Genomic DNA, 14,123 nt, shown 5'->3' with positions numbered 1-14,123 from the left:
GACGACCGGCGTCATCCGGCAGGGACCTCGTAGGCCTCGTCGTCACCCAGCCGGGCGGCCGGATTCAGCAGCATCGCCGCCTCCTGCCGCTTCTCCGGGGCGCCGTGGTCGAAGCGGCGGTCCGCCGGCCGCTCGTACATCGGCGCGCCGCCGGCGATGGCCGAGGCCAGTCGGCGCTGACCGGACAGCAGGCGTGCCTCCGCGCGCTGCTGGTAGGTCTCACGCTGCTCCGGGTCCAGCGCGGCGATGAACGCCTGCGGGTGGACCAGCGCGACGAGCCCGGACACATGGCCAAACCCGAGGCTGGTCAGCATCCCCGCCTTGAGCGGGAACTTCCCGCCCAGCCGCAACGTGTCTCGCACCCAGACGAAGTGCGCGGAGCCGGCGAGTTCGTCGTCGACGCAATCCAGGCTGCGGTTCGGCGGGATCACCCCGTCGCGCAGCATCTGGCACAGGCCCATCATCTGGAAGACCGCCGCGCCGCCCTTGGCGTGCCCGGTCAGGCTCTTCTGCGACACGATGAACAGCGGTGCGCCCTCGGAGCGGCCCAGCGAGTCGGCGAGCCGCTCGTGCAGCTCGGTCTCGTTGGGGTCGTTGGCCAGCGTCGAGGTGTCGTGCTTGGAGATCACCGCGACGTCGTCGGCGCCCACACCGAGCTTGGCCAGCGCGCGCGCCAGCGGAGAATCCGTGCCGCCGCGCCCCGCGCCCAGCGCACCCAGGCCCGGGGCCGGGATCGAGGTGTGCACGCCGTCGCCGAACGACTGTGCGTAGGCCACCACCGCAAGCACCGGCAACCCCATCTTGAGCGCCAGGTCGCCGCGCGCCAGCAGGATGGTGCCGCCGCCCTGGGCCTCGACGAAGCCCAGCCGGCGCCGGTCGTTGGGCCGGGAGAACTTCGAGTCGTCGATGCCGCGTCCGCGCATCATCGCGGTGTCGGCGGTGGCCGCCATGTCGCCGAAGCCGATGATGGCCTCCAGCGTCAGGTCATCCAGGCCGCCGGTCACCACCAGTTCGGCCTTGCCCAGCCGGATCTTGTCGACGCCCTCCTCGAGCGACACCGCCGCTGTCGCGCAGGCCGCCACCGGGTGGATCATCGAGCCGTAGCTGCCGACATAGGACTGAACCACATGCGCGGCAACAACATTCGGCAGCACTTCCTGCAGGATGTCGTTCGGCTTGTTCCGGCCCAACAGGTTGCCGTGATACATGGTCTGCATCGACGTCATGCCGCCCATCCCGGTGCCCTGCGTGCTTGCCACCAGGCTCGGGTGCACGTAGCGCATCACTTCGGCCGGGCTGAATCCGGCGGACAGGAATGCATCGACGGTCGCGACAATGTTCCACAACGCCACCCGGTCGATCGAGGTGGCCATGTCGGGGCTGATGCCCCACACCGTCGGGTCGAACCCGGTCGGAATCTGGGCGCCGACGACGCGCGACAGCTTGGTCTTGCGCGGAACCCGGATCTCGGTGCCGGCCTTGCGGATTACCTGCCAGTCGGTTGAGTCGGGCACCGGCCGGATGACGGTGTGCTCGGGGTCGAATTCGACGAAGCCGCGGGCGTCGGCCTCCGACGACACCACGAAGCTGAAGTCCTTGTCCAAGAAGACCGACACCAGCAGCGGTGAGGCGTGGTCGGGATCGATCGCGCCGTCGTCGACGAACTCACGGATGCCCGTGCGCTCGAGTACGGCGTCGTGGTAGCGCTCGACCAGCTCCGCTTCGTCGACCAGGTCGCCGGATTCGGTGTCGTACCAACCCGGTTGGGGGTCGTCCTCCCAGCGGATCATTCCGGTCGTCCAGGCGAGCTCGAGGACGCCGGCCGCCGAGAGTTCGTTCTCGACCTCCATCTCGAACCGGGTGCGCGACGAGCCGTACGGCCCGATCTCGGCGCCTCCGACGATCACCACCAGATCGGCCGGGTCGACGTCGAGGTCGTCCCATTGCGGTGGCGGGGCGGGCGTGTATCCGCGCGGCGGCGACGGCAGTGCGGCGATGGTGCCCTCGGTCTCGCCCTCGTCGTCCGTGGCGGCCTCAGCCGACATCTCCTCGCGCGCCTTGGCGGCCAGCTCGGCCATGTCGAGGTCGGCCTCGCCGAGCCCGCCGGTCAGGTCCGCCTTGATCGGCGCACCCGCCGCGGCCACCTTGGATTCCACATCGCACAGGGCGAGCAGCATGCCGGCCATCTCGTCGGTGGAGTAGGTGGTGACGCCGGCCTCTTCGACCGCGTCGACGATGGCGTCGTTGTGGCCCATCAACCCGGTGCCACGGGTCCAGCCAATCAGCGCGTGCGCCAGGCTGACTCGCGCCGCCCACGACGACTCGGCGTGCCAGCGGCTCACCAGGGCGTCCAGCGCCGACTTGGCTTCGCCGTAGGCGCCGTCACCGCCGAACATGCCGCGGTTGGGCGAACCCGGCAGCACCACGTGCAGTCGCGACGCGATGTCGCGCTCGGCGCCGATCTTCGACAGCCCGCCGATCAGCCGCTGCACGGCCCACAGCAGCACCTTCATCTCCATCTCGGAGCGCGATCCCGCCTCGGACAGATCCCCGACCACGCGCGGCGCCGCGAACGGGAACAGCAGTGTCGGGGTCTGCGCGTCCTTGATGTGAATCGACTGTGGCCCAAGGCTTTCGCTCTGCTCGGTACCGACCCATTCGACCAGGGCATCGATGTCGGAGTAGGACGCCATGTTGGCCGCGACCACCCACAGGGCGGCGCCGTAGCGGGCATGGTCGCGGTAGAGCGAGCGGTAGAACGCCAGGCGCTCGTCGTCGAGCTTCGACGTCGTTGCGATGACGGTGGCCCCGCCGTCGAGCAGCCGCGCGACGACCGACGCTGCGATCGAGCCCTTCGAAGCACCTGTCACCACCGCGACTTCGCTGCTGTAGGGCCCCGGATTCGGGTTCTCGGCGCCGGCGGCGATGCGGCCGTACAGCGACGCGTGGATCTGCCGGCCCGCGGCCAACGCCTTGCCCTGCCACCACGTGGCCTGGGTGGCGACGACATGTCCGGCGCCCTCGAACCTTTCGGACAAATGCAACCAGTCGGCGTCGATGTCGCCGTCGTCGGCCAGCCACAGCTTGACCAGGTCCTCGCGGGCGCTGGCCCAGCGGTCGTCGAACACGACCGCCTTCTTGGCGTCGAACACCGGAGCCACCAAACGTGGCCAGTCGGCGCCCAGTTCGAGGGTGACCAGGTCGATGAGCTCGGCATCGGTGGCCGCCGGTGACACGCTGACCGGGTCGTCGTGGCCCAGCTGGCCGAGGATCAGGCGGGCCGCCGAGGCGAGCACGCCGTCGCGACCGGTGATCTGATCGGTGAATTCGCTCAGCGCGGCCGCGTCGATGGTCGCGCCCCCGCCGGCACCGCCGGCGGACGGCAGCGCCACCGAAACCCCGCGGCGGGCGGCGACCGATGCGACCGCGGCGTCGATGACCTTGTCGACCGATGCAGCATCAGCCAGCGCACCCTCGTGCAGGTGGCCCATCGAGCCGCCGCGAACGCTGGTGCCCTCGCGGGTGCCCAACGCGACCTCGACCGTGACGTGCTTGGCCCAACCGTCACCGAGCTCCCAGGTCTTCTTGACCCGCTCGGCAATAGCGGCGGGTCGCTTACCCGAGGGCCCGAGAACCGTCCGCAGCTGATCGTTGATCGCATCGGAAAGCACTGGGCCGTAAGGCTTGTACGTGCGGGCCAGCTTGGTCACCTGCGACCGCAGCCCGGCCAGGTCCGCCTCGGCGGCACCGTCGATGGCGCCCAGGTTCAGCTCCGAGCCCAGGTCCACCAGCAGCTGGTTGCGTCGCGACGACGCGCCGTCGGTAATGGACTCGATGGAGTCGAGTTCCTCGATCTGGTCGATGCGCATCTTGGCCGACAACGCGATCAGCGCCAGGGTCGCGTCGGCGGCGTCGAACCCGATGTCGTCGGGGCGTGGAGCGCCCGACGGAGCTGTGGCGGGAGCCGGGGCCGCCGGTGCGGCCTCCACGGCGGCGCCTTCCGGTGCGGCCTCGGCGACCGGTGCCTCGTCTTCGGGCTCCGGTTCGGGGTCGGTGTCCGTGGCGAACAGCACCGCGGAGTCGCGCTCGGCGTTGAGCACTTCGACTGTGCTGTGGGCATATTCGGGCAGCTTGAGGGTATTGGTGGCCAGCCCGGCAACGGTCGGCGCCGACTTCACGCCGATTTCGACGAAGCGCTCCACACCCAGACCGCCCGCGGCCTCCTCGGTGAAGAGCAGGTCCTGGGTCTCGATCCAGCGCACCGGGCTGGCGAACTGCCAAGCGAGCAGCTCGATCAACACCTTGCGGGCGAGCTCGCGGGGCTTGTCGTTACGCCAGGTGTCGTAGTCGGCGAGGATCTCGTCGAGCGGCTCGGCGGGCACCAGGTCCCGGATTTCCTGAACGAAGTCGCGGTCCAGCGTGAACGGCCGGGGCACCAGGTTGGGGATGTAGCGCCCGATGATGATGTCGGGGTCTTTGTCGCGCGGCATGACCCGCTCCAGCGAGCGACGGAATTCGGCCACACCGATCCGCAACACCCGCGAGTGGAACGGCACGTCGATCCCGGGCACCAGGATGAACGACCGCCGGCCGCCGCTGAGCTCGCGGCGACGCTCGACTTCCTCTTCCAGCGCCTCCAAACCGCGCACCGTGCCGGCGATCGCGTACTGCGAACCGCGCAGGTTGAAGTTCACGATCTCCAGGAATTCACCGGTGCTCTCGGCGATTCCGGCGACGAACGCGGGAACCTCGTCGTCGGGCAGGTCGATCTGTGAGGGCCGGATCGCAGCCAAGCGGTAGTTGGAGCGACCCAGCTCGTCGCGCGGCACGATGTCGTGCATCTTGGAGCCGCGGTGAAACACCATCTCCAGCAAGGCTTCCAGCTCGTAGATGCCGGTGACGCAGGCCAGGGCGGTGTACTCGCCGACGGAGTGCCCGCAGGCGATGGCACCTTCGACGAAGGCGCCTTGCTCGCGCATCTCAGCAACCTGGGCCGCGGCCACCGTCGCCATTGCGACCTGAGTGAACTGCGTCAGGTAGAGCACACCCTCGGGGTGGTTGTAGTGCACACCGCTGGCGATGATGCTGGTCGGGTTGTCGCGCACTACGTGCAGCACCGAGAAGCCCAGCGTGTCACGGGTGAATTTGTCGGCGGTGTCCCACACCTTGCGGGCCGCCTTGGACCGGGCGCGCACCTCCATGCCCATGCCCTTGTGCTGGATGCCCTGGCCGGGGAACGCGTAGACCGTCTTGGGCGCGGCCAGCCGGGCGGTAGCCGACATCACCAGATCCGATCCGATGCGCGCCGCAACTTCCAAAACCTCTGCGCCCCGGTCGATTCCGACGCGGTCGACACGGAAGTCCACTTCGTCACCCGGGCGCACCATGCCCAGGAAACGCGCGGTCCAGCCGATCAGCCGGGCCGGCGGGCGGGCTTGCCCGTCGGTGGCCGTCGCCGCGTGCTGCGCAGCGGCCGAGAGCCACATGCCGTGCACGATGGGCGATTCCAGGCCGGCCAGCAGCGCGGCGGCCCGGTCGGTGTGAATCGGGTTGTGGTCGCCGGACACCACCGCGAACGGACGCATGTCGACGGGTGCGGTCAGCGTGACATCGCGGCGGCGACGTCGCGGAGTGTCGGTCGCGTTCTCGGAGACCGCGCCGCCCGCCCGCACCGGGTCGGTCAGCTCGGCCGCACCGGTACGACCGAGGATCGCGAAACGCTCGGCGAGGGTGGCGATCACGGTCCCGTCGGCATCGGTGATGGTCACCGAGACCGGGACCACACGGCCCATGTCGGTGTCGGTGGCCGACGAAGCCGTTGCGGTGACGGTCAGTTGGGCCGGGACAGCCGGCAGCTCACCCACCACGTGGGCGGCGTGGTCGAGGTGCACCAGGCTCAGCAGTCCCTCGACCACCGGGACGCCGGCGTCGGTGGCCGCGGAGCCAATGGCCGCGAAAACCGCGGGCCAGCAGAGACCCACGAGCGCGTCGGGCACGGTGGTGAGGCTGGGCGCCAGCGGCTCACCGAAGGTGGCGGTGACGCCGGTGTGGTCGGCGACCCGCTCGGGATCCCAGTCGACGCTCACCGTCGCCGTCCCGTCGACAACCCGCGGCAGGAACTCCGGCCCGTCGACGCCGGCGGCGATCGCCAGGACCGCGCGCATCGCGGTGGCGGCGGCCTCGGTGGAGACCACCGGAATACCGCCGTCAAGGGTGTTGGGGTGCAAGGTAAACGGAATATCCACCCATACGCCGGACACCGGCACGCTGAGAACCACTTGCTCGGTGCCGGCCCCGTCGTCGGACTTGACGTGAAGCCGCGCGCCGGTGGATGAGTGTGTGGCACGGAGACTTTCGGGTCCGTCGTGTACAAGCCAGTCGGCCGGATCGGCGATGCGGTGAACCGGGTTCGTGGCGGTGCGACCGGCCCACAACACGTCGGCGGCGTCGAGCACGACGGCCAGCGGTCCGGTGACGTCGGGGCGGCCCAGCCGGCGTGACCGGACAGCTTGCGGCTCGGTTCCGCTCTCGAGCACCTCGTCGATGGCGGCCTGCTCGAAGCGGTCGAGCAATTCACCGACTGGTTCGTCCATCCGGGTGATGCCGGCGACCGAAGCGGTACCCGGGATGATGCACACCTGGTCGGCTTCGTAGCGGGCGTCGTGCGCCTGCCACAGCGAGTCACTGCGCCACCAGCGCCGGACGTCCTTGTCGATCACCGGCACGAAGTTGACCGGCTTGCCCAGCGTCTTGCACAGCGTGACGAAGAACGGCACATCGGCCGGATGCAGTTGCACCTTTGCGGCGTCCGGGTACTGCTCGAGCAGGGTGGCGATGGCCGCGTCGGGATTCTCCAGCAGCGCCTGATCGGCGAACAACGTCTCGATCGGGCCGAAATCCTTTGGGTGCAAACGAGCTTCGGCGCGTTGCAGCATCTGCTCAAAGCGGTCGCGCCAGGTGTCGGCCAGCCAGGGGCTGCCCGGCGAAGCGGTGTCGGCGGTCGAGTCGCCCTCGCCGATGGTCAGCTCGACGTAGCGCCGCAACCACTGCAAGTAGGTCATGTCCGCGACGTCGCCGAAGTACGGCTTGGCCGTGTTGGCCATCGCCGCGATGATCTCGTCGCGGCGCTCCGCGACGGCGTCGGCGTCGCCGGCGACCTCGTCGAGCAGCCGACCGCAACGCGAGGCGGTGTTGTCGATCTCGTGGATGTCCGCGCCGAGCTGGCTGCGGCTGGAAGCCATGCCGCCCTGGGCTTTTCCGGCGCTGATCCACTGGTCCGTGCCCTGCGTCTCGACCAGCATGCGCTTGACCGACGGCGAGGTGGTGGACTCGAGAGTGGCCATCGCCGCGGTGCCGACCAGGATCCCGTCGATTGGCATCAGGGGGAAGCCGTAGGACTGCGCCCAGCGTCCGGACAGGTATTCGGCCGCCCGCTCGGGGGTGCCGATGCCGCCGCCCACGCAGACGGTGATGTTGGGGCGCGAACGCAGCTCGGAATACGTTGCCACCAGCAGGTCGTCGAGGTCTTCCCAGGAATGGTGACCACCCGCGCGCCCGCCCTCGACGTGCATGATCACCGGCTTGGTGGGCACCTCGGTAGCGATGCGGATGACCGAGCGGATCTGCTCGATGGTGCCCGGCTTGAACACGACGTGGCTGATGCCGACCTCGTTGAGCTCCTCGATCAGCTCGACGGCCTCCTCGAGATCCGGGATGCCGGCGCTGATCACCAGGCCGTCGATCGCCGCGCCGGACTGGCGGGCCTTCTGCACCAGACGCTTGCCGCCGACCTGGAGCTTCCACAGGTAGGGGTCGAGGAACAGCGCGTTGAACTGGTAGGTGCGGCCGTCCTCGAGCAGCCCGGACAGCTCCTCGATCCGGTCGGCGAAGATTTCCTCGGTGACCTGCCCGCCACCGGCCAGCTCGGCCCAGTGGCCCGCGTTGGCCGCGGCGGCGACGATCTTGGCGTCGACGGTGGTCGGCGTCATGCCGGCCAGCAGGATTGGCGACCGCCCGGTCAGCCGGGTGAACTTGGTCGACAGCTTGACGCGGCCGTCGGGCAGGCGCACCACTGTCGGGGCGTAGCTCGACCACGCCCGAGCCACCTCGGGGGTGGCCCCGACGGTGAACAGGTTGCGCTGACCGCCGCGGGTCGCCGCCGGCACGATGCCGATGCCGAGGCCCCGGATCACGGGCGCGGTCAGCCGGGTCAGGATGTCGCCGGGTCCAAGGTCGAGGATCCAGCGCGCTCCGGCGTTGTGGACCTGCGTGATCTCGTCCACCCAGTCGACGCCGCGCACCAGGATGGCCTCGGTCAGTTCCCGGGCCGACTCCGCGTCGAGGCCAACCTTCTCGGCCCAGGTCCCCACGATGTCGATGCCGTCGGCCAGCCGCGGCGTGTGGAAGCCCACCTCGACCCGCACCGGCTCGAAGACGGGCGAGAAGACGTCGCCGCCGCGGATCTTGTTCTTGCGGTCGGCCTCTTCTTTCTCGGAGATCTGCCGGCAGTAGAGCTCGAATCGGGACAACTGCTCCGGGGTCCCGGTGATCACGACCGAGCGCCGGCCGTTGCGGATCGACAGCACCGGCGGCAGCACGGTGCGAACATCTTGTGCGAACTCGTCGAGCAGCCGGCGAATGTGTTCGGGGTCGGCGTTGGTGACCGACACCATCGGCGGACGGTCGCCGAGCACGGAGATGCCCCGCCTGCGGGCCACCAGGGTGCCGGCCGCGCCGATGAGTTGGGCCAACGCCAGCAGCTCGACGTCACGCGCGCCAGACGCCTTGAAGGCCTCGACGGCAAGGACGCCTTGCGAATGCCCGGCGACGGCCACCGGGGGCGTCGCGGCCCAGTCCATGCCCTGACGCGCCAGGGCACGCCCGGCGGCGATCTGGGTGAGCAGCACGCCGGGTATCGACACCGCGGCGGACGTCAGGTGCTTCTCGGACGGAATCGGATCTTCGGCCGCCAGCGCGCGCACCCACTGCAGCGGCTCGAAGCCGATCGGACGCACCACGACCAGCTCTTTTGCCACGGGTTCGAGCAGCAGCTCCACCTCGCCGACCAGCGTTGCCAGGTCGGTTTCGATCCCGGCCGACGACACCAGTTCTTCCAGGGTTTCCAGCCAGGCGCTGCCCTGGCCGCCGAAAGCGACGGCGTACGGCTCGCCAGCCGTCAACCGGTCGACCAGAGCATGCGTCGCCTGGGGGCTGTTCCCGTCGCGGTCAGCGGACACCCGGTCGGGCTCGTGGATCGTCACCTTCTATATCTCCCTGTATGCGTCTTTACGTCTCGGTTCGCTGGCCGGTTCCGCACCGGCGCGCGTGGCCTGTCGCTTCCAGTCGATTCCGCGTCGAATCGCAAGCCAAAAAATGGCTGACCGGTGTCTTGTCGGCGGGCCGCCCCCTTGAACCGAATGGATCCGAGCGGCGCGACGGACTGCATCGGCTGTACTAAGAGTGTCATAAGAATCAAGGCCCTTTTTGCATGTTGAGCAGTTACTGGTGAGTTCTACGCGCGGGTAACCGTGTCATGGGTAACACCCGGCGCAACTCCGGCCGCGAACGCCGCAAACAAACCTCCTGCATGCAGGTGGTTACGGTCGAGTAGCTATAACTGCGCTGGTTAACGCAGTTTTGTTATCAAATCGTTATATTAAAATTTCGCACTCGCGGCGGGCATCCGATGGCGTGCGCGTCGGGCCGGCGCGCAAGGCTCGGCGGCCGCGGCACCGAACGAACGGCGAACGAGTGTTTGCTGGATCGCGCGGCCCCGACGCCCGCGTGGGGCCGATCATCGGGCCGAGGAACCGTCGAGGCGACGCGCGCGGGCTAGGCCCACTGCCCGAATTGAGGCTTGAGGATTTCGTTGATGTCCACCCCTACCCCGCCGACGCTGCGCTTATCGATCTCCACCTGGTGCAGATTGGCGGCCGGATGGGTGAATCCCTTCGGCGAGCCCCAGTTGTGCTGCCAGAAGTACGAGCCCAGGCCGTCGTGCAGGGCCCAGTCGATCGTCTTCGAATTGGCGTAAACGCCCGTCCGCTGATGCCCTACCACCGACTCCCAGGACCGTAGGTAGGGGACGATCTGGTTCTTGTACTGGTCATAGGACGGGTCGTCGTCGATCGACGCGTAGATCGGGGCGCTGGCGGGCCCGCCGGCCGCGGCGTGCAACTGCATCCCGCGCTGCGCGTGCTGCTGTCCGGCGGCGGCACCGCCCAGCCAGTCGGCGGTGCTGCCCTTGCCGTACTGGTAGCACGACACGATCTTCAGCCCGTTGCTATTGAGGTCGTGCGCCTCGGCGACTTGGATCGGCTTGCCCAGCATCCAGTTGCCGCCGGGCCGCCGATCGGACACGTACCTGATGGACCCCACCGCGCCGGCGGCCCTGATCTGGCTCGCCGGGATCACGCCGGCCGCGTAGTCCAACAGGGTTCCGAGTGACGCCGACGCCGGCGCGGCGCGCAACGACGACGCCGCGACGCCCAGGCTGACTAAGGCTGGGGTGGCGGCCGCGAATTTGAGCAGGTCACGTCGCGAAACCGATGACACAAGCCACAGGGTACGGCACAAACACCACCAGACACATTGACCACACTAGTCACATCTGTATCACATTGCGGCAACGTCGGCGCTGGGGCTGGCCGAGCCCGAGGCCGGCAGCACGATGACGCTGACCGCCTCCAACCCACGCCGCGCGGTCTGGATGGCGATTTCATCGATGAAGTGGGCGGCTGCTGGGTTTATCGACGCCGCCCACGCGCGGAAGCCCTGCACGATCACCGGGTCGTGCTCCAGCAGCGGTCGCACGCCGCGCAGCGCGCTGACCACGTCGTCGGGCAGCGGGTCGGCCACCTGCTGATCGATCCAGGTGCGCGCGAGCTCTTGTGCGGCCGTGAGGTTTTCGCCCAACGCGACGACGTCGCCGGCGAGGCTGCGCAACCGGTCGAATAACACCCGGCCTCCCGGCGTCGAGGCGAGCCCTTCCAGCAGCGTGCTGGCCGCAGGCGGCAGCACCATCTGGCCGAACAGGGCGGGCACGGGCAATTGCCATTCGTCGAACAGGTCGGCATACATCGCGGCGACGGGCGCGGACAACGGCGCGCTGAGGCGCCCGATGACGCCGATGCTGTCCCGGTGCGTGGTCGCCAGCCGGCGCAGAATCTGTTCGTTGACGGCCGCGGCGCCGGGCTCGGTGGCTTCGTCGATGGCCGCGATCAGTTGATCCAGCCGATCCCGCTGCCGCACCAGCAACGCGCGGTGCTCGTCGAGCAGGGCGGCCAGTGTGGTCTGACCCCCGTCGACCAGCCGCTGAATGTCGTTGATGCTGACGCCGAGGCTTCTCATCAGGTCGATGCGCAACAGGTCGAGGACCTGCTCGAGGTCGAAGACCCGATAGCCGTTGGAGAGGTGCTCGGCGCGCAGCAGCCCGATCTTCTCGTAGTGGCGGATCCGACCCGAGGCGATGCCCGTCAAGGCTGCGACGTCGCCGATCAGCAACTGCTCAGCCACCCCTTGACCTTACAACCGTCGCAAGGTCTGTACTGGGACGATGGACCGTGATCAGCTCATCGACCTGACCCGGCGGGCCCTGAAACTGGCCCGCGACAAGACCACCGACCTCGCGCCCGGCGAGCACACGGTCGACGCGGCCGACTACACGTCACTCGAGCGGCACCACCGCGACCGGGCCCTGCTGCTGGCCACTCCCCAATTGGTCGGCTACGTCTCGGAGCTTCCCGCTCCCGGCGCGTACTGCACCAAGACTGTGATGGGGCGATCGGTCTTGCTGACCAGGACATCCGACGGAACGGTCAAGGCGTTCGACAATGTCTGCCTGCACCGCCAGTCGCAAGTGGTGACGGGCTGCGGCAGTGCGAAGCGGTTCACCTGCCCGTACCACGCCTGGACCTACGACAACAGCGGCAAGCTGGTCGGCCTGCCGGGGCGCGAGGGCTTCCCCGAGATCACAGTCAAGTCCGACGGTCTGACGGAGCTTCCGGCGGCTGAATTCGCCGGATTCCTCTGGGTGGCACTGGATCCCGGCGCCACCCTGGACGTGGCGGCGCACCTGGGGCCGCTGGCGGACGAACTCGACTCGTGGGGCATCGGACGGTGGTCGCCGCTGGGCGAGAAGGTGCTCGACTGCCCGATCAACTGGAAGCTGGCCGTCGACACCTTCGCGGAGAACTATCATTTCGCCACCGTCCACCAGCAGACCTTCGCCAGGATCGCGCGCAGCAACTGCACGGTGTTCGACTCGTACGGGCCGCATCACCGGTTGATCTTCCCGCTCAACACGATTCTCGAACTGGAGGATGTTCCCGAAGAGCAGTGGGATCCCTTCCACAACATGGTCGTCATCTACGCGCTGTTCCCCAACATCGTGCTGTCGGTGACGATCGCCAACGGCGAGCTGTTCCGGATCTACCCCGGCGACCGACCGGGCCGGTCGATCACGGTGCACCAGAACTCGACGCCGCTGGACCTGTCCGAGGAATCCGTGGCCGCCGGGGCGCAGGCCGTCTTCGAGTACGCGCACGCCACCGTGCGCGACGAGGACTACAATCTGGTCGAGGGGCTGCAGGCCAACCTCGAGTCGGGCGTGCGCGATCGGCTTCGGTTCGGGCGCAACGAACCCGGACTGCAGCATCGCCACATCGCCTGGACCGAGGCGCTGGCCCGCTCGGCAACGTCGAGACTGTAATTTCGCAGGGAAAGTGCGAGTAGAGGCCTGCAAAATTACAGGCTCGGCGCACAGGTCAGTCGGACAGCGCCGCCGCGAGGTCGTCGAAAAGGGTTGTCAGCGTGTCGTTTTGGCCTGGACTCGCGCCGGCCAGGAGTTCGAGCGCCTCGCCGCGCTTTCCCGCGGCTATCAACGGCACCAGCTGATCCACCATCGCCTGCACCTCGGGGATCGGCGGTTCGGCGTTCGCGACCGTGGTGGCCAGCACCCCGACCAGCTCCCAATCCCGGTACAGCGCCAATGAACGCTCGTTGAACGCGAAGCCTGTCACCGGTTCGCCGCGCAGGGTCCCGCGGTAGCGATATGGGCCCTCCATGTACTCGATCGGCAGGCCGTGCGCGGGAGCCGCCACCAGTGGCTCCCCGAGGAGATCTAATTGCATTGTGGCGCAGGTGATCCGGTGCCGATCGGGCAGGTAGCGGGCCCGCGCAAGCGGACGCACCAGGGGCCGCACAATTTCCGGCCATCGCACGTAGCTGCTGACGCTTACCTCAACGTCCTCGGCGCATTCCGGCGGCATGGCCGGGTCGGGATAGCTCGTCGTGACCCCGGTAAACGGTTGCAGCGCATTGCCGTTGGTGCGGTCGAACTGCCGCCAGATGCTCATGTCGACGCCGTTGTCGAGATTGATGGTGCGCCATTCGTGCGACCGGGCCCGCGGGTCTCCCCCGCTTCCGCCGCCGCCGGCGTATTTCGGAAACCACTGCCTGTCGACATGCCCGCCGCTGCCCGACACTTCCTCGACCACGTCGCCCCAGCGCAAGGTTCCGGTCATCGACATTCCGGTCTGGAAGTAGGAGTACGTATCGCTTTGGCCGAAGCAGACGATCTTCCCGTTGTACGTCGACGCGCCCACCGGCGTCGGCGCACGCGTGGGCGTTACGGCCAAATCCAGTCGCATGGTCCGGCCGTGGTGGTCCTCGCCGACCAGGCTGACCCGGTAGGTGTAGGGCAGCAATTCGCCGTCGCCGTCGCGGCAGGCCGTCCACGACGCGGTGCCCGCGCCGCTGTGATAGCTGACGTCCAGATGGCCCACCGCCATCGCGAGCTTGCGCTGCGCTCCCGGTTCCATGTTGGCCGGCGGCATGTCGTAGTCCGTATAGGTGCCGTAGTCGCCGGTATCCAGATCGAAAAGCGCCATCGTGTAGAAGTCCGCGACGATCGTCCCCCCGGGCCGGTTCTTGTTGAAGATCGTCAAGAAGGCGAACGAGCGGCCGCTGTCGGTTGCGTCGAGCTGCCCGGCGATGAACCAGGTGTCCGACTCCTGATCGGGGTGTTCGCCTTCGGCGGCGGGAAACTCCAACTGGCTGTCGCCGGGCACCAACCGAAACGGGTAACTGCGCCAGTCGTCGCTCACGATGCGCGCTTCCATGCC

At 68.4% G+C, this 14,123-nt stretch carries 5 protein-coding genes; 1 reads left to right on the top strand and 4 read right to left on the bottom strand.

Annotation, left to right across the window (positions count from 1 at the left end; genetic code table 11):
* Positions 1 to 11: 11 nt before the first annotated feature.
* From ACQI5H_RS13020 to ACQI5H_RS13010, 3 genes are all read right to left on the bottom strand, one after another.
* Positions 12 to 9,260 carry a fatty acid synthase subunit beta domain-containing protein gene (locus tag ACQI5H_RS13020; RefSeq protein ID WP_427079768.1) on the bottom strand — a complete coding sequence of 3,083 codons (9,249 nt, stop codon included), beginning with the start codon at positions 9,258 to 9,260 and terminating at the stop codon, positions 12 to 14.
* 571 nt (positions 9,261 to 9,831) lie between these two features.
* Positions 9,832 to 10,554: a DUF1906 domain-containing protein gene (locus ACQI5H_RS13015; RefSeq protein WP_427079767.1), complete on the bottom strand. Its 723-nt coding sequence runs from the start codon at positions 10,552 to 10,554 to the stop codon at positions 9,832 to 9,834.
* A 60-nt stretch (positions 10,555 to 10,614) separates the two neighbouring features.
* Complete coding sequence (locus ACQI5H_RS13010) at positions 10,615 to 11,514, bottom strand: MerR family transcriptional regulator (protein WP_427079766.1); 900 nt, start codon at positions 11,512 to 11,514, stop codon at positions 10,615 to 10,617.
* A gap of 40 nt (positions 11,515 to 11,554) precedes the next feature.
* On the opposite strand from ACQI5H_RS13010, the gene ACQI5H_RS13005 reads away from it, so the two are divergent.
* Entirely contained in the window at positions 11,555 to 12,709 is a 1,155-nt protein-coding gene (locus tag ACQI5H_RS13005; protein ID WP_427079765.1) for an aromatic ring-hydroxylating oxygenase subunit alpha, read from the top strand.
* A 55-nt stretch (positions 12,710 to 12,764) separates the two neighbouring features.
* Here the strand turns inward: ACQI5H_RS13005 and ACQI5H_RS13000 are convergent, their stop codons facing one another.
* Positions 12,765 to 14,105 (bottom strand): secreted hydrolase, encoded by a 1,341-nt coding sequence (locus tag ACQI5H_RS13000; protein WP_427079816.1) that lies wholly within the window; start codon positions 14,103 to 14,105, stop codon positions 12,765 to 12,767.
* Between the last annotated feature and the right edge of the window lie 18 nt (positions 14,106 to 14,123).

The organism is Mycobacterium heidelbergense, from assembly GCF_050205645.1.
GTDB classification, from domain to species: domain Bacteria; phylum Actinomycetota; class Actinomycetes; order Mycobacteriales; family Mycobacteriaceae; genus Mycobacterium; species Mycobacterium heidelbergense_A.
This window is presented reverse-complemented; position numbering and strand designations above follow the sequence as displayed.